Source organism: Pelagibius sp. CAU 1746 (genome assembly GCF_039839785.1).
Taxonomy (GTDB): Bacteria; Pseudomonadota; Alphaproteobacteria; order Kiloniellales; family Kiloniellaceae; genus Pelagibius.
This window is the reverse complement of sequence record NZ_JBDOQT010000002.1, coordinates 905618-929017: the sequence shown is the minus strand read 5'-3', so window position 1 is coordinate 929017 and position 23400 is coordinate 905618. Positions and strand designations below refer to the sequence as shown.

General features: G+C 65.8%; 27 protein-coding genes. 16 read left to right on the top strand and 11 right to left on the bottom strand.

Annotated features, from left to right (window positions below):
* Positions 1–132: 132 nt before the first annotated feature.
* From AAFN88_RS21160 to AAFN88_RS21140, 5 genes are all read left to right on the top strand, one after another.
* Positions 133–375 carry a hypothetical protein gene (locus AAFN88_RS21160; RefSeq protein ID WP_347522710.1) on the top strand — a complete coding sequence of 81 codons (243 nt, stop codon included), beginning with the start codon at positions 133–135 and terminating at the stop codon, positions 373–375.
* A 14-nt stretch (positions 376–389) separates the two neighbouring features.
* Complete coding sequence (locus AAFN88_RS21155) at positions 390–1271, top strand: LysR family transcriptional regulator (protein WP_347522709.1); 882 nt, start codon at positions 390–392, stop codon at positions 1269–1271.
* A 32-nt stretch (positions 1272–1303) separates the two neighbouring features.
* Positions 1304–1705, top strand: a complete 402-nt coding sequence (locus AAFN88_RS21150; protein ID WP_347522707.1) for a RidA family protein — start codon at positions 1304–1306, stop codon at positions 1703–1705.
* Positions 1706–1854: 149 nt separating this feature from the next.
* Positions 1855–2421: a hypothetical protein gene (locus AAFN88_RS21145; RefSeq protein ID WP_347522706.1), complete on the top strand. Its 567-nt coding sequence runs from the start codon at positions 1855–1857 to the stop codon at positions 2419–2421.
* A gap of 81 nt (positions 2422–2502) precedes the next feature.
* Positions 2503–3114, top strand: a complete 612-nt coding sequence (locus AAFN88_RS21140; RefSeq protein WP_347522705.1) for a pyridoxamine 5'-phosphate oxidase family protein — start codon at positions 2503–2505, stop codon at positions 3112–3114.
* 3 nt (positions 3115–3117) lie between these two features.
* On the opposite strand, the gene pcaB is transcribed toward AAFN88_RS21140, so the two are convergent.
* From pcaB to pcaD, 5 genes are read right to left on the bottom strand one after another with little or no spacing between them, the layout of a single operon-like run.
* Positions 3118–4458, bottom strand: a complete 1341-nt coding sequence (gene pcaB / locus AAFN88_RS21135; RefSeq protein WP_347522704.1) for a 3-carboxy-cis,cis-muconate cycloisomerase — start codon at positions 4456–4458, stop codon at positions 3118–3120.
* 10 nt (positions 4459–4468) lie between these two features.
* Positions 4469–5086, bottom strand: coding sequence for a protocatechuate 3,4-dioxygenase subunit alpha (gene pcaG / locus AAFN88_RS21130; protein ID WP_347522703.1), 618 nt, complete (start codon positions 5084–5086; stop codon positions 4469–4471).
* A 16-nt stretch (positions 5087–5102) separates the two neighbouring features.
* Positions 5103–5828 (bottom strand): protocatechuate 3,4-dioxygenase subunit beta, encoded by a 726-nt coding sequence (gene pcaH / locus AAFN88_RS21125; RefSeq protein WP_347522702.1) that lies wholly within the window; start codon positions 5826–5828, stop codon positions 5103–5105.
* Positions 5829–5853: 25 nt separating this feature from the next.
* On the bottom strand, positions 5854–6258 hold the full coding sequence (gene pcaC / locus AAFN88_RS21120; protein WP_347522701.1) for a 4-carboxymuconolactone decarboxylase: 405 nt from the start codon (positions 6256–6258) through the stop codon (positions 5854–5856).
* Positions 6251–7045, bottom strand: coding sequence for a 3-oxoadipate enol-lactonase (gene pcaD / locus AAFN88_RS21115; RefSeq protein ID WP_347522700.1), 795 nt, complete (start codon positions 7043–7045; stop codon positions 6251–6253). Before pcaD ends, pcaC begins: the two co-directional genes overlap by 8 nt.
* Before the next feature lie 442 nt (positions 7046–7487).
* On the opposite strand from pcaD, the gene pcaQ reads away from it, so the two are divergent.
* Positions 7488–8408 carry a pca operon transcription factor PcaQ gene (pcaQ, locus tag AAFN88_RS21110; RefSeq protein ID WP_347522699.1) on the top strand — a complete coding sequence of 307 codons (921 nt, stop codon included), beginning with the start codon at positions 7488–7490 and terminating at the stop codon, positions 8406–8408.
* 233 nt (positions 8409–8641) lie between these two features.
* Positions 8642–9961, top strand: coding sequence for an FAD-dependent oxidoreductase (locus AAFN88_RS21105; RefSeq protein WP_347522698.1), 1320 nt, complete (start codon positions 8642–8644; stop codon positions 9959–9961).
* A 90-nt stretch (positions 9962–10051) separates the two neighbouring features.
* Here AAFN88_RS21105 and AAFN88_RS21100 read toward each other — a convergent pair whose 3' ends face one another.
* Both AAFN88_RS21100 and AAFN88_RS21095 read right to left on the bottom strand, forming a co-directional pair.
* Entirely contained in the window at positions 10052–10972 is a 921-nt protein-coding gene (locus AAFN88_RS21100) for a carbon-nitrogen hydrolase family protein (protein ID WP_347522697.1), read from the bottom strand.
* Positions 10973–11100: 128 nt separating this feature from the next.
* Positions 11101–12177, bottom strand: coding sequence for a zinc ABC transporter substrate-binding protein (locus AAFN88_RS21095; RefSeq protein ID WP_347522696.1), 1077 nt, complete (start codon positions 12175–12177; stop codon positions 11101–11103).
* A gap of 178 nt (positions 12178–12355) precedes the next feature.
* On the opposite strand from AAFN88_RS21095, the gene znuC reads away from it, so the two are divergent.
* From znuC to AAFN88_RS21080, 3 genes are read left to right on the top strand one after another with little or no spacing between them, the layout of a single operon-like run.
* Positions 12356–13288: a zinc ABC transporter ATP-binding protein ZnuC gene (gene znuC / locus AAFN88_RS21090; protein ID WP_347522695.1), complete on the top strand. Its 933-nt coding sequence runs from the start codon at positions 12356–12358 to the stop codon at positions 13286–13288.
* Between the two features lie 5 nt (positions 13289–13293).
* Positions 13294–14139 (top strand): metal ABC transporter permease, encoded by an 846-nt coding sequence (locus AAFN88_RS21085; protein WP_347522694.1) that lies wholly within the window; start codon positions 13294–13296, stop codon positions 14137–14139.
* Positions 14136–14558 (top strand): Fur family transcriptional regulator, encoded by a 423-nt coding sequence (locus AAFN88_RS21080; RefSeq protein ID WP_347522693.1) that lies wholly within the window; start codon positions 14136–14138, stop codon positions 14556–14558. The genes AAFN88_RS21085 and AAFN88_RS21080 overlap by 4 nt, the downstream gene beginning before the upstream one ends.
* Positions 14559–15236: 678 nt before the next feature.
* On the opposite strand, the gene AAFN88_RS21075 is transcribed toward AAFN88_RS21080, so the two are convergent.
* Positions 15237–15395, bottom strand: a complete 159-nt coding sequence (locus AAFN88_RS21075) for a hypothetical protein (protein ID WP_347522692.1) — start codon at positions 15393–15395, stop codon at positions 15237–15239.
* A 447-nt stretch (positions 15396–15842) separates the two neighbouring features.
* On the opposite strand from AAFN88_RS21075, the gene AAFN88_RS21070 reads away from it, so the two are divergent.
* From AAFN88_RS21070 to AAFN88_RS21045, 6 genes are all read left to right on the top strand, one after another.
* A complete protein-coding gene (locus AAFN88_RS21070) occupies positions 15843–15986 on the top strand; it encodes a hypothetical protein (RefSeq protein ID WP_347522691.1) in 144 nt (47 codons plus the stop codon).
* Between the two features lie 59 nt (positions 15987–16045).
* Complete coding sequence (locus AAFN88_RS21065; protein ID WP_347522690.1) at positions 16046–16405, top strand: hypothetical protein; 360 nt, start codon at positions 16046–16048, stop codon at positions 16403–16405.
* 180 nt (positions 16406–16585) lie between these two features.
* Positions 16586–17581: an FtsH protease activity modulator HflK gene (gene hflK, locus AAFN88_RS21060; protein WP_347522689.1), complete on the top strand. Its 996-nt coding sequence runs from the start codon at positions 16586–16588 to the stop codon at positions 17579–17581.
* Between the two features lie 29 nt (positions 17582–17610).
* On the top strand, positions 17611–18627 hold the full coding sequence (gene hflC / locus AAFN88_RS21055) for a protease modulator HflC (RefSeq protein WP_347522789.1): 1017 nt from the start codon (positions 17611–17613) through the stop codon (positions 18625–18627).
* 34 nt (positions 18628–18661) lie between these two features.
* The gene (locus AAFN88_RS21050; RefSeq protein WP_347522688.1) at positions 18662–18928 is read left to right on the top strand and encodes a hypothetical protein; all 267 of its coding nucleotides are present in this window, start codon (positions 18662–18664) and stop codon (positions 18926–18928) included.
* 100 nt (positions 18929–19028) lie between these two features.
* The gene (locus AAFN88_RS21045; protein WP_347522687.1) at positions 19029–19274 is read left to right on the top strand and encodes a zinc-finger domain-containing protein; all 246 of its coding nucleotides are present in this window, start codon (positions 19029–19031) and stop codon (positions 19272–19274) included.
* A gap of 19 nt (positions 19275–19293) precedes the next feature.
* Here AAFN88_RS21045 and nhaA read toward each other — a convergent pair whose 3' ends face one another.
* From nhaA to AAFN88_RS21030, 3 genes are all read right to left on the bottom strand, one after another.
* Positions 19294–20613, bottom strand: coding sequence for a Na+/H+ antiporter NhaA (gene nhaA / locus AAFN88_RS21040; protein ID WP_347522686.1), 1320 nt, complete (start codon positions 20611–20613; stop codon positions 19294–19296).
* A gap of 85 nt (positions 20614–20698) precedes the next feature.
* On the bottom strand, positions 20699–21787 hold the full coding sequence (locus AAFN88_RS21035) for a putative zinc-binding peptidase (RefSeq protein WP_347522685.1): 1089 nt from the start codon (positions 21785–21787) through the stop codon (positions 20699–20701).
* Positions 21784–22797 carry a fatty acid desaturase gene (locus AAFN88_RS21030; protein ID WP_347522684.1) on the bottom strand — a complete coding sequence of 338 codons (1014 nt, stop codon included), beginning with the start codon at positions 22795–22797 and terminating at the stop codon, positions 21784–21786. Before AAFN88_RS21030 ends, AAFN88_RS21035 begins: the two co-directional genes overlap by 4 nt.
* Positions 22798–23400: the final 603 nt, after the last annotated feature.

Below are 23400 nucleotides of genomic sequence, written 5' to 3'. Positions count from 1 at the left end.
GCGTAAGCCGGGAGCTTATCCGCGGTGACGAGCGCCATGGCGAAGCCTTGAACCAAGCGGGTCATCGTCATGGGCGCCTCGGCCCCTTGCCCCGGTCGGGGGACCGGAGCCTACTTCTTCGGGGCAGCCGACTTGCCGGTGCCGGCGCCCTTGCTGGGGGCGGCCTTCACCTGGGAGGACGAGCCGCTCTTGCCGCTCGCCGGTTTGCTCGATTTGCCGAATGCCATTTTCATGACTCCATGGGACGGCGACAATTCGCCGCTGCCCGGAACGGTGCGCTTGCCCAATCTATTTAACAAACGAATTTTATTGCGGATTAACATTCGAAAAATCGATAATAGGCCTGGCCTGCCTCGCGGCGGCTTTCGCGGTTAATTTCGAAGGGTGCCTTGGCTTTGGACATCGATCTCGCCCGCACCTTCCTGGCCGTGGTCGACAGCGGCAGCTTCGTCGAGGCGGCCAAGCGCGTCTATGTCACCCAGTCGACGGTCTCGACCCGCATCCGCGTTCTCGAAGATCAGCTTGGCAAGCCGCTTTTCGAACGCAGCAAGGCCGGGGCGATGCTGACCCCGGCGGGGGCGCAGTTCCACAAGCACGCCGTCGCCATGCTTCGCGTCTGGGAGCAGGCGCGGCTCGAGGTTTCGCTGCCGCCGGGCTACCAGGCGGCGCTGACCGTGGGCGGCCAGTACAGCCTGTGGGACGGCTTCCTGCTGGATTGGCTGGCGCGCATGCGGACCAAGGCGCCGGAGGTGGCGATCCGCACGCTGTCCGGCATTTCCTCGGCGCTGATGCAGCGTCTCGTCGAAGGCACCATCGACGTCGGCGTCATGTACACGCCCCAGGGGCGGCCCGGCTTCGAGGTGGAAATGCTGTTCGAGGAAGAGCTGGTGCTGGTCTCCAGCGAACCGCGCCCGCCCGCTGCGCAGGGCGGCAAGCCCGGCGGCAGACTGGGCCGCAACTACATCTACATCGACTGGGGGCCGGAATTTCAGGCGGACCACAGCCTGAACTTTCCCGACATCGTCACGCCCGGCCTTTATATGGAACTGGGCTCCCTGGGGCTGAAGTACCTGCTGCAGAACCGCGCTTCGGCCTACCTGCCGCGCCGCCTGCTGAAGGCCCCGCTGGCCGAGGGGCGGCTGAAGCTGGTGCCTCAGGCGCCCGTCTTTCACTATCCGGCCTACGTGGTCTATCCGTCCGGAGGCGATGCAGAAGTCACCGCACGCGTACTGAAAGCGTTGCGCGCCGTCGCCAAGCAGACGGCCTCCTAGTCCGCCAATTCACATCGAGCGAGGTTGATATCATGTCCTTGAAGCACTTGAACGCCCCCGATGCCGCGCCGGCGCCGCCGGGTGCCCGCTACAGCCACGCCGTGGAGGCGGGCCCTTTCCTCTACGTTACAGGCCAACTGCCGGTCGACCCCGACGACATGGAGGCCCCCATGCCGGAGGCCATCGAGACCCAGACGCGGCTGGTTTTCAAGAACCTGGAACGCATCGTCGAGCATGCCGGCGGACGCCTGGCGGACACGGTTTTCGCGCGGGTCTATCTCACCGACTTCAAGCGCGACTACCCCGGCATGAACAAGGTCTACGCCGAGTACTTTCCAGACGATGCCCGCCTGCCGGGGCGCACCACCGTCGGCGTCACCGCCTTGGCGCGCGACGCCAGGGTAGAGATCGACCTGGTGGTTCACAAAGGCTAGCCGGGGGCGCCCGCCCTTGCCAGAACGCCGGCGCTTGGGCACTCTCGAAGCTTCCCGGCGTCGAAGGAGGCCGCCCCCTTGCGCTTGTCCGTCTTGCTCGCTCCGGGGCGCTTTCCGCCGGCCACATCTTTTCGGACAGGGACAAGCCCATGATCCCGACCCGCGCCATTGCGCTTCTCTTGCTGGTCGCCCTCTTCGGACTGGACGGCCCGCCCCTGCGCGCCGAGGGCCTGGCCAGGCCGGAGGGCGCGGTGGTGGTGACCGTCGCCGGTCAGATCGAGAACGCCAACCGCCCGCCCTTCGATGCGGACAAGGACTTCTTCCTGAAGTATCACGAGCGCAAGTTCGACAAGGCCACCGAGTTCGACATTGCCATGCTGGAAGGACTGGGCATGCAGTCGGTCGAACTGAAAATCGACGCCTGGCCGGAGCCGGTCTACGTCCAGGGCCCCTATCTGCGCGATCTTCTGGCCGCGGCGGGCGCCGCCGGCGCGACCGTCACCCTGGTGGCGTTGGACGGCTACGCCAGCGAGATATCCTGGGCCGAGGTCGAGGCGCTCGATTGGATCGTCGGCCTCCGTCAGGACGGCAAGCCGCTGGGGCTCGGCCAGCGCGGGCCGCTTTGGGTGGTGTATACCTATCCCGACGGCCGGCCGTTGACCGCCGACGACGAATTGCGCTGGCCTTGGGCGACCTTCTACATCGAGATCGAGTAGCCGGTGTTCCGGAGTCCTTCCGGCCGCCGGCTCCGCTGGCGATGCGCGCGCGCCTTTGCCATCCGCTTGGGAACCTTGTGAATGACCACCATCACCACCGCCGAACATCTGGAAGAAATCTACGGCCGGCCCAGCGAAGCCTCGCTGGTCAAAGAGACCGGCCGCATCACCCCGCAGTACCGCGCCTTCATCGAGGCTTCGCCCTTCGTCGCCCTGGCGACCAGCGGTCCCGGCGGCCTCGACTGCTCGCCGCGCGGCGAGCTGGGCGGCGTGCTGCACATCGAGGACGAGCAGACGCTGATGCTGCCCGACCGGCGCGGCAACAACCGCATCGATTCCCTGAAGAACCTGCTGCACGACCCGCGCGTCGCCCTTTTGTTCCTGGTGCCGGGCTCCGGCTCCACCATCCGCGTCAACGGCCGTGCGAAGATCAGCGTCGATCCGGCGCTTCTGGAGCGCTTCGCGGTCAAGGGAAAGGCGCCGCGCAGCGTACTGGTGATCACGGTGGAGACGGTGTTCTTCCAATGCGCCCGGGCCATCGTGCGTTCCGAGCTGTGGAACCCAGAGAACCACGTGGACCCCAAGTCCCTGCCGACCCCCGGCCAAATCCTCGCCGCCCAGAGCGAGGACCGCGTCGGCGGCGCGGCCTACGACGAGGAATGGCCGGAACGGGCGCGCAAGACGCTGTGGTAAGGCTCAGTCCCGCCGCGCTGCCAGCACGCGGTCGATGAAGGTCTCGGCAGCGCCGAGTTGCGCGGCCGGGTCGGCCAGGGCCTGCCAGTCGACGGGCGCCGCCGTGCGCTCGGCGAGAATCTCCATCAGGGGGCGGCCGGAAGCCATCGCCTCCTTGCAGGCCTCTTTCACCAGGGCCTGGGCCTCGGGGCGCGGCATGTGAGCCGAAAGGGCGAAGCTCGCCGCCTCGGCCAGGGCGAGGCCATTGGTGGCTTCGATGTTGGCGCGCATCTTCGCGCGGTCGACCTGCAGGCCCGCCAGCAGGTCCAGCGACTGGCGCAGGGCCGCGCCCGTGGCGACCAGCATCTGCGGCAGGACCAGCCATTCCATCTGCCAGGCGACGCCGTCGCGCTCCTGGGCATGAAACGCCGTCTGCTGCATCTGCCCGGTGAGGCCGGCGACGTGGCGGGCGAGGGAGAGCACGGCTTCGGAGCGCACCGGGTTCCGCTTCTGCGGCAGGGTGGAGGAGCCGCCGCCCGCTTGTCCGTCATGGGGTCCCTCGCGCAGTTCGCCCACTTCGTTCTGGCACAGCAGCAGGACATCGCCGGCCAGCTTGCCCAGGCTGCCGCCGACGAGACCGAGCCAGTTGCCGAGTTCCACCAGGCCGTCGCGCTGGCTGTGCCAGGGCATTGGCGGCGCCGCCAGGTCCAGCTCCTTGGCGAGCTCGGCCTCGACGGCCGTGCCTTGTTCGCCCAGGGCGGAGAGGTTGCCCGCCGCCCCGCCGAAGCTCAGCACTTCCAGGCGCGGGCGCAGTTCGGCGAGACGCGCGCGGTGACGGTCGAGCGGCGCCAGCCAGCCCGCGGCCTTGAGGCCGAAGGACGTCGGCGTCGCCTGCTGCCCGCGGGTGCGCGCCAGCATGACGGTGGCGCGCTCGGCCTCGGCCAGGGCGGCGAGCCTGTCGCCCAACGCGGCAAGCCGCTTGTCGAAGATGTCTAGAATGCGGCGCAGGCGCAGGACGAGCCCCGTGTCCATGACGTCCTGGGTGGTCGTACCCCAGTGCACATAGGCGGCCTCTTCACGACCTAACGCCCTGCGCAGTTCCGCGACCAGGGCCGGCACCGGGATGCCGTCGCGCGCCGTGCCCTCGGCCAGGGCGGCCGGATCGATCTCCAGCTTTTCGGCCACCGCCGCGATGCGCGCGGCGGCGTCTTCCGGGATGACCCCGCTGCGCCCCTCGGCCCGCGCCAGCGCCGCCTCGAAGACCAGCATGGCGCGGATCTGCGCGGCGTCGTCCAGCAGTTCCGCCGTCTCCGCATCGGAGAGCAGCGGGCCCAGGAAGGCGCTGTCGAAGGGCAGGAGGCTCATCGAGGGCTCGTCATACGTCGAAGAAGACCGTTTCGCGGTCGCCCTGCATGTGGATGTCGAAGCGGTAGACCGGCAGGCCTCCGCTCTCGTCCGGCGTCGCGATCAGGGTGTCGCGGCGCTCTGCCGGCACGCTTTGCAGGACCGGGTCTTTCGCATTGACGTCGGCTTCGTCGGCGAAGTAGATGCGGGTGTAGAGATGGTTCAACAGCCCGCGCATGAAGATGATGACGTTGATGTGCGGGGCCTGTTCGTCGTCCACCGCGCCCGGCTTCACGCTGTCGAAGATGAAGCGGTGCTCCGGGTCGCTGCCGGTGCCGCAGCGCCCGAAGCCCTTGAAGGAGATGTTGCCGCGCCCTTTGTTGAAGCTTGGGTCGGCCGGATGGGCGTAGCGGCCCTGCGGGTCGGCCTGCCAGATCTCGATCATGGCGTCGTCCACCGCCTCGCCCTTGCCGTCCAGCACGCGGCCCTCGATGCGGATCTGCCGGCCTTCGACGTCCGGCGAGCGGAGGTCGGCGGAGGCGATGGAGGCCAGCGGGTAGCCGTACTGTTCCGGCGTCAGGCCGTAGGCGAAGTAGGGGCCGACGGTCTGGGAGGGGGTCTGTCCTCCCTTGGTCTTTCCAGGGGTCATGGCTCGTCTCCCCTCCTCAGGCCGTTTCCATGGGGGTTTCCCGCGGGCCGCGCAGCACGATGTCGAAGCGGTAGCCCAGGGCGAAGTCCGGCTCGGTGAGCGAGAGGTCGAACTCGGAGACCAGACGGCCGCGCGCCTTTTCCGGGGTGGCCAGGAAGATCGGGTCCAGGTCCAGCAGCGGGTCGCCCGGGAAGTACATCTGCGTCACCAGGCGGGTGCAGAGGCTGGGCCCGAAGAGCGAGAAGTGTATGTGGTTGGGCCGCCAGGCGTTGGGGTGGTTGCCCCAGGGATAGGCGCCGGGCTTCACCGTATAGAAGCGGTAGACGCCCTGGTCGTCGGTGACGCAGCGCCCGCCGCCGAAGAAGTTGGGGTCCAGCGGCGCGTTGTGCTGGTCCACCTTGTGTACATAGCGCCCGGCGGCGTTGGCCTGCCACACCTCGACCAGCATGTCGGGCTGCGGCCGTCCCAGTTCGTCGACCACCTTGCCGGAGACGATGATGCGCTCGCCCAGCGGCTCCCCCGGCGCTGCGCCGTCCTTGCGGCCGTTCCTGGTCAGGTCGTTGTCGAACTCGCCGAGGGAGTCCTGGCCGAAGACCGGGCCGGTCAGCTCGGAGAGGCTCTGCTTGATCGGGACCAGCGGCTTGGTGGCGCCGCGCAGGTTTGTCGACTTGTAGTCCGGGGCGATGAGCGGGGGGTGCGAGCCCCAGTCGCGCGGTGCGTAGGGTTTGGGGGAGTCGGTCATTTCCGGGTCTCCTGCTTTCCTTCGGTCACGATTTTTCCCCACCCGTTTGTTCCCCGGCCATCTCATCCAGGGTTTGCTTGGCGACCTTGAAGGCCTGGTTGGCCGCCGGCACGCCGGCGTAGACGGCGACGTGCAGCAGCGCTTCCTTGATGTCCTCGGGGCTGGCCCCGGTGTTGGCGGTGGCGCGCACGTGCATGGCGACCTCCTCGAAGTGGCCGCCGGCGGCCAGCAACGCGATGGTGATCATGCTGCGCTCGCGCCGGGTCAGGCCGGGACGCGACCAGACCGAGCCCCAGGCGCCCTCGGTGATGAAGTCCAGGAAGTCGGCGTTGAAATCGCTGCGCCTGGCGTCGGAGGCGGCGACGTAGGCCTCGCCCAGCACCTCGCTGCGGGTCTTGCGGCCGGCTTCCCTGCGCGTTTCATCAGACAAGGCCCTTGCCCTCCGTGAAGTCGAGGATCAGTTCGGCGAGCTGCGCGGGCCGCTCGATGCAGGGCAGGTGCCCGGACCCCGCGATCACCTCGTAGCGCGCGCCGGGGATCAGGTCGGCCATCTGGCGGACCAGTTCCGGCGGCGTCGCGCCGTCCTCCTCGCCGACGACGCAGAGCGCCGGCAGGGCGATTCTCCTGGCCTCTTCGGTGAAGTCGGCGTCGCGGATCGCCGCGCAGGTGCCCAGGTAACCTTCCAGCGGCGTGCGTGTCAGCATGGCGTGCCAGCCCTGCAGGGCGATGGGATCGCTCTCGCGGAATTCTTCGGTGAACCAGCGCTCCAGGATCGCATCGGCGATGCTCGCGATGCCGCCCTCCGCGACGGCGGCCATGCGCTGGCTCCACATCTCCTCCGTGCCGATCTTGTGGGCGGTGTCGCAGAGGATGAGGCCGGAGACCAGCTCCGGGCGGCTGGCGTAGAGCCCCTGGGCGATGAGCCCGCCGACCGAGAGGCCGCAGACGATGGCGCCCTCGACGGCGATGTCGTCCATCAGCGCCGCCAGGTCGCCCACGTGGTCGTCGATGCTGTAGGGGCTGTCGCCCGTCTCCGACAGGCCGTGGCCGCGCTTGTCGTAGAGCACGATGCGGAAGCGCTCGATCAGCCGCGCCACCACGTCGTCCCAGATGCGGAAGTCGGTGCCCAGCGAGTTGGCGAAGACCAGCGCCGGCCGGTCGGCCGGGCCCAGATCCTCCACGTGTAGCACGACACCGTTCAGCGACCTGAAATCCATAAAGCCTTCTCCTCCACCTAATCCTGCTCGCGATGTCGGACCACCGCAGCGCGTGCTTCGAGACGCCCGCCGGTAAGCTTCACAGGGGCGCGGGCTTCTCAGCATGAGGCTCTGTTCTTCGTGCCGCAAGGAACCCTGCCTCATCCTGAGGAGCGGGGCCGGGCGGAAGCCCGGGCGCGCGTCTCGAAGGATGCAATGCGCAGGTGCAGCACCGCGGGAGCAGCCCCACCCCCCACCTAACCTCCCCGCATCAAGGGGGGAGGGACTCTCTTAAGGTGCGGCTTTCCCTCCTGATCCCCTCCCCCTTCGATGGGGGAGGGCTAGGTGGGGGTGGCCCCTATCCACCGAAAGCCGCTGGCCAATCTCGCCACATCATTCCATGCCTATTTCGGAATTTAAAATGCTATATTCTCATTTTTTCATAACCAAATGGATATGAAACGTGACGCCCGACAGCCGCATCAAGATCCGCCACCTGGCCTGCTTCCTGGAGGTCGCGGCCCGGCGCAGCTTCGGCGGCGCGGCGGAGGCCCTGGCCATCACCCAGCCGGCGGTCTCCAAGGCCATCGCCGAGCTGGAGGACATCCTGGGCGTGGCGCTCTTCGAGCGCTCGCGGCGCGGCGTCTTCCTGACCGGCTACGGCGAGGCTTTCCAGCGCTACGCCGGGGCCTCGCTGACCGCCCTGCGCCAGGGCGTCGACTCGGTCTCCCAGGCCCAGGCGCGCGGCGGCCACACCCTGGCGATCGGCGCCCTGCCGACCACGGCCAACCGCATCATGCCCCGGGCGGTGCTGCGCGCGAAGGCCGAGGGCCTGGGCGCCACGCTGCGCATCATCACCGGCCCCAACGAGCTGCTGCTGCAGGAGCTGCGCCAGGGCGACCTGGACCTGGTGGTCGGGCGCCTGGCCGCGCCGCGCGCCATGCAGGCGCTGGCCTTCGAATACCTCTATTCGGAGGAGGTGGTCTTCGTCGTCCGCCCCGGCCACCCGCTGCTGCAGCACGAGACGGTGGAGCTGGGCCAGCTCGCCGGTTTCACGGTGATCCTGCCGACCCTACGCTCCATCATCCGCCCGGAGGTCGACCGCCTGCTGGTCAGCCAAGGGGTGGCGCGCCTGCCCGAGGTCATCGAGTCGGTCTCGCCGGACTTCTCGCGGCGCTACACCCGCACCACCGAGGCGGTCTGGATCATTTCCTACGGCGTGGTCGCCGACGACCTGGCCGAGGGCCTGCTGGCCCGCCTGCCGGTCAACGCCACCCCGGCGCAAGGCCCCGTCGGCCTCACCCAGCGCGCCGAGATGCCCGCCTCGGTGAGCCTGCAGATCCTTATGAAGGCGATCCGCGAGGTCGCCGCGGAGCAGGGGTGAGGCATTCCCTCCGACCGTCACCCTCAGGCTTGACCCGAGGGTCCATAGTGCCATTCGCTCGAGAGCCTGCGGGCTGCGCAATGGATGCCCGGGTCAAGCCGGGGCATGACGATGGGGGGTGAAGCCGGCGCAGGGGTGAGAAAATCACGTCGCTCCCGCGCTTGACCGCTCCCCCGCGGCCGTGGCTAGTGGCTAGGTAACAAATTGCCGCGTCAGAAAATGTAGGGAAGCACATGCCAGCGAGTAGCGAATCTGGGAGTTACGATGCCGTCATCATCGGCGCCGGGGTGATCGGCGCCGCCATCGGGATGGAAATGGCCCGCGCCGGGTACAAGACGCTGAACGTCGATGCCCTGCCGGCCGCGGGCTACGGCCCGACCTCCAACTCCTGCGCCATCATCCGCGTGCATTACTCCACGTTGGACGGCACGGCCATGGCCTACGACGGCTACTTCGACTGGAGGGACTGGCCCGGCACCCTGGGTGTCGAGGACGAGCGCGGCCACGCCATCTTCCACCACTGCGGCTGCCTGATCATGAAGACCGAGCAGAACAAGGGCCTGGCTGGCGTGCTGAAGCACGTGGAGGCGCTGGACATTCCGCATGAGCATTGGGACGCCGAGCGCATCCGCCAGGCCATCCCCGGCTACGACCTCAAGACCTTCTGGCCGGCGCGGCGCATGGAGGACCCGGACTTCGGCACCCCCAACGGCGGGGCCATCGGCGGCGGCGTGTTCTTTCCCACCGCCGGCTACATCAGCGATCCGCAGCTCGCCAGCCACAACCTGCAGCGCGCCGCTGAGGCCGCCGGCGGCGCCTTCCTCTTCAACAGGAAGGTGGTGGAGATCCCGGTCGAGAACGGCAGGGTGCAGGGCGTGGTGCTGGACGACGGCACGCGCATCGCCGCGCCCATCGTCGTGAACGTCGCAGGGCCGCACTCCTCCCAGATCAACAGGCTGGCGGGCGCCGCCGCCGACATGCGCATCACCACCAAGCCGCTGCGCCAGGAGGTGGTGCACCTGGACTCGCCCGAGGGCCTGAACTTCGAGAAGGACGGTATCGTCGTCTCCGACAGCGACATCGCCTGCTATATCCGCCCGGAGACCGGCAACCACATCCTGGTCGGCAGCGAGGATCCGGAGTGCGATCCGCGCGAGGTGGTCGACCCGGACGACTACAACCGCGACCTCACCGACCAGGCGGTGACCCAGGCCTACCGCTACGCCCAGCGCCTGCCGAAGGTGCCGGTGTCGCAGAGCCCCAAGGGCGTGGTCGACCTCTACGATGTGACCGAGGACTGGATCCCGATCTACGACCGCTCCTGCATCGACGGCTTCTACATGGCCATCGGCACCAGCGGCAATCAGTTCAAGAATGCCGGCGTCGCCGGGCGGCTGATGACCGCGCTCATCGGCTACGTGGAAGGCGGCGGCGACCAGGACGCGCAGCCCCTGGCCTTCAAGCTGAAGCATCTGGAGCGGACCATCGACACCGCGACCTTCTCGCGCCGCCGCGAGATCAACCCCGACAGCAGCTTCTCCGTGCTGGGCTGAGGCGAGGGGCTAGATCGGAATCAGAGGCATAGAGCAGATTCGCAGGGCCGCTGGATCGCCTTGAGCGATTCCAGCCGGCCCTGATCTGCTCTAGTCTGCGCCTGCCGTCGCCAGGGGAACGTCGTACACGAAGACCCCCGTCGCGCCGGCCGTGGAGCCGATGACGGTGCCGTCGGCCGCGACGATGCCGCTGTAGCCGCAGTAGAGCGAAGGCAGGAAGCGCCCGTAGGGGCGGTTGCCGACGGCGTTGGCGCCGATCACGAGGGCGCCGCTGTACTGCGCCGCTTCACTGGCGTAGTCGACGGCGCTGAACCCGGCGGTGCCGCATTCGCTTTCTTGCGAGGCGGTGACGCCCCAGACGACAATGATGGTCTGCACCCCCAGCGCTTTCACGTGATCCAGTGCCGCCGTTTGATAGGTGTAGGCATCGGCGCAGACCAGCACGGCGGTCTTGCCGAGCGGGGTTTCGGCAAGGGGAATGGCCGAGACCGGCGCCTGGTAGTAGCTGCAGCCGCCGTCGGGGTCGGTCGTCCCCGGCGGGCAGTCGGCGGGGTTGAAGGCGTTCTTCAGCACCTCGTGCTTGCGGCTGTGCAAGACGATGGAGCCGTCCGGCCCGATCAGCACCCCCGCGTCGTAGGGCAGGTAGATGCCCGGGGAAACGGCGGGCCCCCGTTCGGCGAGCCCGAAGGCGATGTAGACTTCATTGTCCATCGCGATCTTGGACAGCGTCTCGGTCACCGCTCCGGGGACGGTTGCCGCTTCGCTGAAGGCGGCCGGGTTCAGCCAGCCCAGGTAGGACGACTCGGGAAAGATGACGAAGGCCGCGCCGTTCTGCTTGGCCTCCGCGACCCGCGCGGCGACGACGCCCCAGTTGCCGGCGTTGGCCGAGTCCAATTGAACGAGCGCCACGCGTGTCGTGCCGTTGCTTCCGGCCAGCAGGGTGCCGGTGCAGGACAACAAGCCCGCAAGGGCGATCATGCCCGCGATGATGCTTTGCCTGAAAGAGATCATCCGTCTTCCCCCAAGAAAGAGGCTCGTCTCCACTACGAGGCTGGTCCCGCGTCTTCCTGCGCGCCGGAACTGTGGTACAATATCAAAATTCCCGCAGAAGGTGTAGTTAAATCGCCGCGGAGCCGGCGTCAGCCCGTGATTTCCAGGCAGTCCCTCAAGGCTGCGGCGTTGCGGCGCAGCAGTTCGAAATAGAGCTCCGGTCCGTCGGGAATGTCGGCGCCAAGCGGGTCGAGCAGGCCGACTTTCGCCTGCGTGCCTTCGGTGACGACGTTCAGCAGCCGCGGCTCGAACTGCGGCTCGGCGAAAACGCAGCGCGCGCCCAGCTCCGAGATCGTGGCGCGGATCTGTTTCAGCCGCGCGGCGCCCGGCTGGCGGTCCGGGTCGACGGTGACCGAGCCCACGTTGTTGAGGGCGAAGCGGGTGTCGAAGTATTGGAAGGCATCGTGGAAGACCACGAAGGGAGCGTCCTTCACCGGCGTCAGGTCGTACTCGACCTCCTGAACCAACTGGTCCAGGCGGTGGGACATGATCTTCGCATTGGCGAGGTAGATGCCGCTGTTGCCGGGGTCGGCGCGGGTCAGGGCCTCGGCGACGGCGGCGACGATGGCTTTGGCGTTCTCCGGGTCGAGCCAGAGGTGCATGTCGACCTCGCCGTGGCCGTGTTCATCCTCCTGCCCGGTGTGTTCTTCATGCTCGTGCTCATCTTCGTGCACCTGGCTGGCCGCTGCCTCGGCGTGCCCGCCTTGAGCGCCGTGGTCTTCCTTGGGGTGGTCTTCCTCGGGGTGGTCTTCGTCGTGGAGGTGCTTCTCCCAGGCGCCGCCGGCGCGGTAGGGCAGGCGGGTCAGGCCGGGAATCTCGGCCAGTTCTACCACCTCGGCGTTCTTGGCCAGGGTGGCGATCGAAGAGGCGAGGAAGGTCTCCAGGCCTTCGCCGACCCAGACCACGACCCGGGCCTTCTCCAGGGCCGCGGCGTCGGAGGGCTTCAGGCCGTAGCTGTGCGGCGAGGCGCCGCCCTCGACGATCAGGTGGGGCGTGCCGGCGCCTTGCATGGCGGCGGCCACGAGGGAATGCACCGGCTTGATGGAGGTGACCACCGTGACCGGCTCCGCGGCCGCTGCATCCGGCAAGGCGGGAGACAGGGCAAGAGCCAGCGCGGCTGCGGCGGGAACGGCGGAAAAGCGGGACCAAAGGCGGAATCGGCGCATGGGAAACCTTCTCGAAAAAAAAGTCGTACGGCAGTGGACCGTAATGATATTACAGTTATAATATTACGGTCGACGTAACGGCAAGAGGTTTCAGAGTGCCTGCTTATCCGCTAAAACTGGCCGCCGCGCCGCCAAGCCGGGGGGCGGGCATCGAAGCCCCTCCGGGAGGCCGGCCTTCGTGTCCGAGGTTCGAACAGTGTCGCTGACCGCAAGCAATGAAACACCGGGCCAAGCCGTCCCACAGCCGGCCGCCGCGCCTGCTTCGCCGCTGATCGAGGCGCCCCTCATCGAAAGCAGGGGGCTCGGCGTGCGGCGCGGCGGGCACTGGCTCGTGCGGGGCGTCGACCTGGCGATCCGCCCCGGCGAGATCGTCACCCTCATCGGCCCCAACGGCAGCGGCAAGAGCACCACCGTGCGCGCTCTGCTGGGGATCCTGGAGCCCAGCGCCGGAGAAGTGAGCCGCCGCTCCGGCCTCAGTATCGGCTATGTGCCGCAGCGCCTCACCATCGACTGGACCATGCCGCTGACCGTGCGCCGCCTCATGACGCTGACCGGGCGCCACGGCGCGGCGGAGATCGGCGCGGCGCTGCGCGAAGTGGACATAGAACACCTGGCCGAGGCGCCGGTGCAGCAGCTCTCCGGCGGCGAGTTCCAGCGCGCCCTGCTGGCCCGCGCCATCGTCCGCCGGCCGGCGCTGCTGGTGCTGGACGAGCCGGTGCAGGGCGTCGACTTCGCCGGCGAGATCGCGCTCTACGAGCTGATCCACGACATCCGCGAGCGCCTGGGCTGCGGCATCCTGATGATCTCCCACGACCTGCACATCGTCATGGGACGGACCGACACGGTGATTTGCCTGAACGGCCACGTCTGCTGCTCGGGCACGCCCCAGGCGGTGACCGAGAGCCCCGAGTACCGCGCCCTCTTCGGCGCCCAGGCGGCCTCGGCCCTGGCCATCTACCGCCATCACCACGACCACGTTCACCTGGAAGACGGCCGCGTGGTGCCCGAACACGGCCATGATCACGGGACCTGCGGCCACGACCATAGCCACGACCATAGCCACGGCCAAAGCCAGGACCACAAGAGCGGGAGCGGCGGCGATGCCGGATGACGTCCATGCTTGACGATTTTTTCTGGCGCGCCCTGATCGGCGGCATCGGCGTGGCGCTGGTCGCGGGGCCGCTGGGCTGCTTCATCGTCTGGCGGCGCATGGCCTATTTCGGCGACACCATGGCGCACGCGGCCCTGCTCGGCGTTGCCCTGGCCTTCCTCTTCGACATCCACATCACCCTCGGCGTCTTCGCCATCACCGCCACGGTGGCCTTCGCCCTGGTGCTGCTGCAGCGCCAGGTCGCCCTGCCCAGCGATGCCCTGCTGGGCATCCTCTCGCATTCGACGCTGGCGCTGGGCCTGGTGCTGGTGGCCTTCATGGCCTGGCTGCGCATCGACCTCTTGAGCTATCTCTTCGGCGACCTGCTGGCGGTCTCGCGCCTCGACATCGGGTTGATCTACGGTGGCGGCGCCCTGGTGCTGGGCGTGCTGGCGCTGATCTGGAGGCCGCTGCTGGCCGGCACGGTCAGCGAGGAACTGGCCGCCGCCGAGGCGCTGCATCCCGAGCGCGCGCGCCTCGTCTTCATGGTGCTCATGGCCGCAGTCATCGCCATCGCCATGAAGATCGTCGGCATCCTGCTCATCACCTCGCTGCTGGTGATCCCGGCGGCGACGGCGCGGCGCTTTGCCGGCGGCCCGGAGCGGATGGCCCTGCTGGCCGCGGGCCTCGGCGTGCTGGCCGTCGCCCTCGGCCTCTTCGGCTCGCTGCAGTTCGACACGCCTTCGGGCCCCTCCGTGGTGGTGGCCGCGCTGCTGCTGTTCCTGGGCAGCCTGCTGCCGCTGGCGCTTAACCGCACCGGGGGCCACCGTGCCGGAGGGCGCGGCGACGGCGGACGGGAGCGCACAGGGTGAAACGCAAGGCGACGGCGGCCGGCCGGTTGACCCGCAACCAGCAACTGGTGCTGGATTGCTTACAAGCCTCCGGCAGGGCGATGACCGCCTACGAGCTGCTGGACGAGCTGCGCGGCGAGGGGCTGCGCGCGCCGGTGCAGATCTACCGCGCGCTGGAGGCGCTGGCCCGCGAGGAAAAGGTCCACCGCATCGAGACCCTCAACGCCTTCGTCGCCTGCTGCCACCACGACCACGCCCACGGTCCCGACGCGGCGGCCGGCTTCGCCATCTGCGACGACTGCGGCGAGGTGGCCGAATTCTCCCTGCCCTCGGAAGAAGGGCTCTCCGCCGAGGTCGGGCGAAACGGTTTCCAGACCCGTCGCGTGACGGTCGAACTGCACGGCCGCTGCGCCCACTGCGCGGGGCGCGGGGACGGCTGAGCGCCGCTACCGGTGGTTCAGCGGCTCCGGCGGGCAACAGGTCTGACGCGCAATCGGTGTCGAAAATTCCGAAAAATATCGCGCTGAATCAATAACTTCTAACGCAACCTCTCCGCGGTGTGGGGTTCCGCACATCGGTTCGGGCGGACCCTCCCTATATTCATACTCGAGAGAGCGAGCCATCCGGTGGGCCGTGACCCTCCCGAGGATAAAAATCCTCCAGGACCGAGGGGCCCCGCCGAAAGGGGAAGAAGACAATGACCAGCGAATCACACGAGACGCGCACACGGATCACGGTGGAGCACTTCATCGCCGGCCTGGCCGTGTGGGGCGTGCTGATGGTGGTCTACGCCATCGTTTAGTCCGAAGAGCCGCCCGGGCGCCGACCCCAAGCCAAGACGCGCCCGGGCACTTCTTCGATCCTTCACTCCGAAAGCTCCGGCGCCGGCATTTCTGCCGGCGCCTCGCTTTTTGGGGCCGGCGCCGCAAATGGGCCTTGCCGACCGCGCAAGCGCCGCTCGAACGCCCCTGGCGGGCCTGCCTGCCGGCATTCAAGATTGGAAAGCCGAAAATTTGGTCTCCGGAATCCCGCCGGCAACGGACGCCACCGCGGCCGACCTCCAGGTCTCCGAGTGACCCGGAAGAGACATTCCGAGCCAAGCAATCAGAGAGGACCTGTCATTCTCTCAACGGGACGGATCGAAGTTGCCAAAGCGCGCTTGCGTCGATGGCTTCCCAGATTGCGGCAACTGCAATGACAAGTGAGATCATCGCGGCAATCAGGGCGATGCGCAGCAAACTGCTGTCTTCCTCCAGCAGCGAGAAGGCGAGCAGCATGATTCAGACACCAGACGGATGTTGCTGAAGGGGACCGGAACCGAGAGCGTTCCGCCCACCAGGAGCATCCCCAAGACCGACTATCCGCTTGGCCTTTGGATAACCCGCTGCTCCTCTGCCAGTCTTTCTCACAGTACCGAGGCTCCTCCGCCATCCGGATCCAGCAGAGATTCACTTCCGCAGGGTTCCTGATGAGGCTGAGAAGAGCCTCAGGCATGAATGCGCACTGATTTGAGCATAGATCGATGGTTTACCTTAATTGATACTCCAGAAATACTTACTTTTATCTTATATAAACAAAACATAATGGCAAATTAACTGCTGTCATATATTTATTCATCTAAATAATAAATCGAAAATAATTTAGACACTAGTTGAAATACTAATGAACCAACACCATATAATTCTTAGCGGCAAATCACTGCCGTTCAATGAAAGGGATTTCACATGGTCTCCAAGTTCTCCTCTGCGCAGAACGCACCGGGCAAAGACGGCTCCGCCGACAAGTCCAAGGAGACGTCGCCGGCCGGTCAGCCGACCTCGAAGCCCGACGAGAAGCCCGCGGTAGTCGCGCCGGCGCCGAAGTCGTAGGCATCGGACCGGAGGGGGAGATCCCCCTCCGCAACCGTCTCTCAGACCGGAAGACCGCCATGAAGACGCGCACAAGCGAGAAAACCGTCACATTCAGGAGGCCCTTCGTCCTTGCGGGACTTGATGAGATTTTGCCCGCCGGCGCCTACAGCGTGGAAACTGAAGAAGAACTCATCGAGGGCCTTTCCTATGAGGCCTATCGGCGAACCGCGACGGTGCTCCACCTGCCCGCAAGGTCGGGCCCATCCCATCTGACGCGGGCGATGACCATAGATTCCGAGGAGTTGGACGCGGCCCTGGCCCGCGACCAGGTGAGCGCGGAGGTATCGGCAAGCGGCTCGCAGCCGCGCCAGGAGGAGACCGATCTTCGCGCGGTGGATCGCGCCGAAGACGAGGGAATGACCGCCCGCCCGCTCTGAGCAAGCCCACCTGCCGGGCGGCCTGTTGACCCAACTGTACTTTCCCTGCCTGCCGATACCATGCGGATGCGACGGGCGAGGCCCAGATCACCCGCACGAAAGGCAATCCGGATGTCCTCACAGAACAGCAACGACGGCCAGAGAGGCCCATGGGGCGGCGGGCCCAGACCCGACCCGGCCATGGAGGATCTGGTCAGAGAGTGGCAGGACCGCCTCAGGCGAATGATCCCGGGCGGCGGCGGTCGGGGCATCATCATCGTCGCCGTCCTGGCGCTGCTCGGGTTCGGTGCATGGTCCGCCTACTACACCGTGCCGAGCGACTCTGTCGCCGTCGTGCAGCGCTTCGGCAAGTATCTCAAGGAGGTTCCGCCAGGACTTCACTTCAAGTTTCCCCTTGGCATCGATGTCGCCACGACGGTTCCGGTGAAGCGGCAGCTGAAGCAGGAGTTTGGTTTCCTGACTCCAGGGGCCAACGACCCCTATCAGGGCTCGCGGCCGCGCGAGGTAAAGCGGGAGACCGAAATGGTGACCGGCGACCTGAACGCGGCCCTGGTGGAATGGGTCGTGCAGTATCGCGTCTCTGATCCCGTGAAGTTCCTTTTCGAGGTCCGGGAACCCAGCGAAACCCTCCGCTACGTCTCCGAGTCCGTCATGCGGGAAGTGGTCGGCGACCGAACGGTGGACGAGGTGATCACCATCGGTCGGCAGGAAATCGAAGCGGAAGCGCTGACAAAGATGCAGGCGCTCTCGACCAAGTACGCGATGGGGATCAGCATCGACCAGGTGCAGTTGAAGAACATCAATCCGCCGCAGCCCGTACAGGAGTCGTTCAACGAAGTGAACCAGGCCCAGCAAGAAAAGGAAAAGCTGATCAACGAGGCCCGGCGTGATTACAACAAAGTGATCCCGCTCGCCGAGGGCGAGAAGGATCAGCGGATCCGCGAGGCAGACGGTTACCGGCTCAAGCGGGTGAATGAAGCGGAAGGCGACGTCGCGCGTTTCAGCGCCCTGCTGGCGGAGTACAGCAAGGCGCCGGAAGTGACTCGCCGCCGCATCTATATCGAGACTCTTCAGGATGTTATGCCGGGTCTAAGCTCGAAGATCATTATCGATGAACAGACGCGCAGCATTCTGCCGTTCCTCAACGTCGACACACCGAAAGGAGCACAGCCGTGAGCAGAGCAAAGCTGATTGCTATCTTGGCGGTGCTGGCCATCGTGACCTTTGTGTCGATGAGCTCCATCTACACGGTGGGCGAAGTCCAGCAGGTCATCATCACGCAGTTCGGCAAGCCGGTCGGGGACCCCGTGACCTCCGCCGGCCTCAAGTTCAAGGTGCCCTTCGTCCAGGAGGTCAACCCGATCGACAAGCGGGTTCTCGAATGGGACGGAAACCCGTCGGATATGCCGACCAAGGACAAGCTGTACATCTCGGTCGACCTCTTCGCCCGCTGGCGGATTACGGATCCCCTACAGTACTTCCTGCGGCTGCGCGATGAACGCAGCGCGCAGTCCCGCCTGGACGACATTCTCGGCAGCGAAACGCGCAATGCCGTCGCCAAGCACGAGCTGATCGAGATCATTCGCACCACAAAGGGCCGCGTGCCGCTGCGCGACGCGCTCCTGACCGACGCGGAGAGGGAGCAGGACATTGGATCCCTGGTTCCGATCCAGAAGGGGCGCCAACTGGTCGAGCAGGAAATCTTCACCGCAGCAGCCGAGAAGGTGCGCGTGTTCGGCATCGAACTGCTCGACATCCGCTTCAAGCGCATCAACTACAACGAAAGCGTACGGCCAAAAATCTATGACCGTATGATCAGCGAGCGGCGGCAGATCGCCGAGCGCTTCCTGTCGGAGGGTAACGGCGAAGCCGCCAGGATCCGCGGCAACCGAGTTCGCGACCTGAACAAGATCCAGTCCGAGGCCTATCGGCAGGTGGAGGAGATTCGCGGCCTTGCCGATGCGAAGGCCACCGCCATCTACTCAAGCGCCTACAACCAGAGCCCGGAAGCGGTGGCGTTCTATGAGTTCACACGAACGATGCAAGCCTACAAATCCATGATCGGCGATAACACGACGCTCGTCCTTTCCACCGACAGCGACCTCTTCAAGTTCCTGAAGGGTATGGCGCCCGGTGGCCTAGTCGAAGAATCTGCCGAGCCGCCGGGCGACGGCAACGTGGTGCTCAACCGTCAGGCGCCGGCGGGACGTCCGGGAAAATGACCGCGGGATACACCCCGTACAGAGAGAGACTCACATGACCAACAGAGAGCAACCCGAAAGACGTGAGATGCGGCAGGCATTGCAGGATCTGCGCAGCAGCACGGCTGCGAATCTGCGAGCGTTCAACGATGCCGTTCCCTATGCCTCCCGTATAAGTCGGAGTGAAATGAAGCGCTTCACCGTCGACCTGCTGTGGTCCACAAAGCGGGCGCCGCAAAGGCGGTGGCCCTCGCTGCTCGGGAAAATCGCGAACACCCTGTCTTGGATCAAGCGAGCGAGAGCGGCGTCGCAGCTTCCTTGAGCTCTGAAGTGCGGAAGACGCCAAGCGGGGTGTGGTCGCCAGGACTGCAGCCCTTGGCCGTGACCGACCGGGCTCGTCGGATTGATTCGGTCCGGACCTGATGCCGAGCCGCCTCCCCAAGTTCAGGAACGACCACGCAGTTGAAGAAATTCGCATCGGGGCAAGGGAATTCAATTGCATTGGTGCCTCGCCGCCACACGATCATCCGCACGTCTACATTAACATGGGCGGCAAGGACACGATCCTCTGCCCCTACTGTGCGACACGCTACCGCCATGACTCCCGGCTCGCATCGTTCGAAGCCAATCCGCCGGACAGCTTGTTCGTCGATGCGGATGAAACCTGAACCGTCGGCGGGCCGGACTTCAAACTGATCGGCGCCTGGCGGTCAACCAGGCCAGCGTTAACACCCCGGCTGCTGCGGAAGCGACTGAGGCGGAAAGAATTCCGATCTTGGCGGCTTCGAGCATTGCGGGGTCGTAGGCCAGGCCGGCGATGAACAACGACATGGTGAAGCCGATGCCCGTCAACAGGGCGCCGGCAGTCAGGAAGGGCCAACTCAGGCTTGCTGCGAGCCTCGCAACTCCGAGGCGCAAGGCGATCCAACTGAAAGCGAGCACGCCGATCGGTTTGCCGAGAACGAGGCCGGCAAAGATTGCCACGGAGACAGACTGCCTGAGATCGGCGCCGGAAAACACCACGCCGGAGTTGGCCAATGCGAAGACCGGCATGACTGCAAACCCGACCCATGGGTGCAGCAGCATTTCCAGGCGCTCCACGGGCGACGTAGATTCCGTGACCGCGATGCCAGCTCGGCGGAGGCCGTTTCGCTCCAACGCACCCTTGCCCTCCTGCGCAGTGTCCGAATGCGCAAACGCGCGGGCAAGGATGGCGCGGAGACGCTCGCTGCTGACCCATGCGTGCGTCGGCGTCATCAGACCCAGGACGACACCGGAAATCGTCGCGTGGATACCGGAAGCGTCAACACAGAGCCAGACCACACCCCCAAGGACGAAGTAGACGGGAATGCTTCTGATTCCGAGGCGAGCTGCTCCGGCGACCGCGGCCAGCCCGACCGTCCCAAGCGCGAGAGCCGCCCAATTCATGGTACCGCCGTAACCCACGGCCACCACCAGGACTGCGCCCACGTCGTCGAAGATAGCCAAGGAAAGGAGAAAGAGTCGCAAACTCGGAGGGATACCGGCCCCGAAGAGTGCAAGACATCCGATCACGAAAGCCGTGTCGGTGGCCATCACGGTTCCCCAACCATGAATTCCCTGTTGGCCGGACATGAGTGCCAGATAGAAGGAAACGGGTACGATCATGCCGCCGAGGGCGGCCGCAAAAGGAAGTGCTGCCAGTCGAAGGCTCCGCAGCTCGCCGAGAACGAGCTCCCGCTTGAGCTCCAGTGAAATGACAAAGAAGAAGAAGGTCATCAGCCCGTCGTTGATCCAGTGCCGCAGCGAACGGCTATAGTCCAAAGCGCCGTAGCGAAGGCCGACCGGCTTCTCCCAGAATGCGAGAAACGACGCGGACCAAGCCGAATTCGCCAGGACCAGGGCGGCGAGGACGGCAAGTAGCAACAGAATCCCCGCTGCCGCCTCGACCTTCAGAAACCTTGCGAACGGCCTGGTGAACCGGTCGGCCATCTCGGACGGGAGGTCCATGTTATTTTGATCGGTCATGTCGGGCACCCATCCGTCCTGCAGGCAGGACGATCCAGAGAGAGGGCCGCCAGTTGCTTTCGCTGCAACCTTTCGACACGGGTATTCATGGCGGGCCGGCTCCAGGTCCCTCCATCCTGCGGACGAGACCGTGGACGAAGCGGAGCTTCCCCATCACGGTCGGCGCCAGGACGAAGGGGTAGAGGTCCGGCTGTCCCATGCTGTGATTGAGGCTGTTGACCGCGTAGGTGAGCGGCAGCCATGCGGCGACCAGCGCGTCGAAGTCGCCGTGCTGGTAAGGATCGAAGTCTATAGACATCTCAAGCTGGGGATGGCGCCCGGCGCTGGAGCGGACGCGGAGACCGAAGGCGGCGGCCGTCTCCAGCGTGTCGACGATATGCAGGTAGTGGGCCCAGGTCTCGGCGAAGTCCTCCCAAGGGTGCGCGCTGGCGTAGGCGCTCACGTAGCGCTCTTGCCAGCCGGGCTGTGGCCCATGACTGTAGTGAGCCTCCAGAGAGGCAGCATAATCCCGGCGTTCGTCGCCGAACATCTCCCGGAAGGCGTGGTGCCAGACGCCTCCCCAGACCAGCCGATCCCAGTAATAGTGACCGACCTCGTGGCGAAAGTGGCCGAGGAGCGTCCGGTAGGGTTCTGCCATGGTTTGCCGGTGACGCTCCCGCTCGGCGTCGTCTGCTTCGGCGATATCTATGGTAATCAGGCCCCGCGCATGACCGGTGACCACCGGTGCCTCTTCTCGAAAACCGGTGCCGGAACCATCGAGAAAATCGAAAGCGAGCCCCAGTTCCAGGTCGTCGCTCTTGCTGACGAGGGGCAGGCCAAGGCGAAGCAGGCCGTAGACCAGGCGGTGTTTGGCCTTTTCCAGGAGGCGCCAGAGGAGGACATTTGAGGGCACTTCCAGACCGGGCAGTGTGCGATTGAGCCGACAGGCGCGGCAGAAAGCATCGGGGCTATCTGCCGGCACCAGCCAGTTGCAGGCGTCGTAGGCGGCATTCGCGCAGAACCGCACAGGCACCTCGGGCGGGACCAGGGTCCGCCAGCGGTCGCCGCCCTCAGCCACCAAGGCATTCAGGCTCTCCCAATCGGGCAGATAGCCTAGGGTGTGCCCGCAGCGCTCGCACCGCGTGTTCTCGAAATAGAGCAGCTGGCCGCAGTGCTCACACTCGAACAGCTTCACGACCCGGTCTCACTTGAGGAAGCTTCGCGAAAGGTAACCATTCTGCCACGCCTCTCGTCCCAGAGAACGAAGCGCAAGGCCCGAACTCCATCCAGGAAAGAGCACGCCGGAACATTGCACAGCGCCGCGATCCTCTCATGACATTCCCGGAGCCTGTAGTTGGGCACCCGTGGGTTCAGGTGGTGGACGTGGTGGTAGCCGATGTTGCCGGTGAACCACCGGAGGATCGCCGGCAGCCGCAGGTAGGTCGAGCTCCGCAGAGCCGCCGAGACCGGATCCCATGCGTCGTGACGGTTCCATCGAATCTGCTCGCCTCGATGCTGCACCGAGAACAGCCAGACGCCGACGATCGCTGCGACAATGAGAACGGGAAGCTGTATGGCGGCCACCCGATCGTAGCCGAGCGCCAGGCCGAGGCCGCCCAGGACCACCACAAGGGAGAGGCTGGTCAGATGCACCATCAGCCGCTCCCGACGCCAGGACTTCGGCATGTCGAACGGCACGCGGTAGAGCAGGAGGAAGATGAAGGGGGGCAGCAGGAAGTTTGAGATGAGGGGGTGCCGTATCGTGCGATACCACCAGCGCCGCCCCGGACTCAGCGCCCGGTACTCGGCGACGGTCAGGCAGGACGAGTAGATGTCAGCGCCGCTCTGGCGACGGTCGAGATCGTTCCAGACGCCATGGTGGCCCGCATGCTGCCGTCGCCAGGACGCATAGGGGGTCAGGGTCATCAGGCTGCAGGCGAAGCCGACGAAGTCATTGGTGCGGCGCGAGCGAAAGTACGCGAGGTGACCGCAATCGTGCTGAACAATGAAGATGCGGACCAGGAAGCCGGCGGCCAAGGGGACGAACGCAAGTGACAGCCAATACGATACATTGAACACCGCGTACATTGCCGCGCAAGTGGCGCAGAAACCCCCAATCGACGTCACCAGTTGGAAGAGGCTCTTGCGCAGAACCGGTGCCTGGAATTGTGCCACTTCGCGACGGAGTATCGCTTGATCGCTCATTAGCTCTCCTCTCAACCCGGGCGGCTCGTGAGACAGCGCCGCGTACCGGATGCGCAGGTCTTCCGCTTGTCCACTTTCGTTGATCTGATTGGGCCGCGCTCACTGACTGGTGCAGACGCAATCACCCTCTGGATTTTAGGCGCTTGGCTTCCGAGACAGCGTCCTCGAGGTTGGTATAGCGACACGGCCCAAAGTGGTAGTAGTACGAAGGCACACGGATGATGCCATAGTTACTCATCTCCTTGGCCGCCTCCGGGCTCAAATCCGCGCTTACATTGTCAAGGTTCGTCGACATCATATTGCACCCTTCTGTGAGGGTTCTCTAAGGAAGGGAGTTCGTCAGAACTGCTTGCCCCGCATCCCGGCGGTAAAGTCCGTCTTCGCCCGTGCCTGCGGGATGCCGTAGCGCGTCTTGACCATAGCGCAGAGTGGCCCCTCCGTCTTGGTCGTCGAGAGATCGTAATTGGTTAGGAATGGTCACTGCCGCTGCGCATCCTTCATGTAGCCTCTTTTGCCGGCGAGAACCTCAGCAGTCGGGCCGTCTTGAAATCCGAACATGGTCATCCTCCTTCGGAGAAGATGGCCCAAGCGCTTTTGATGCCT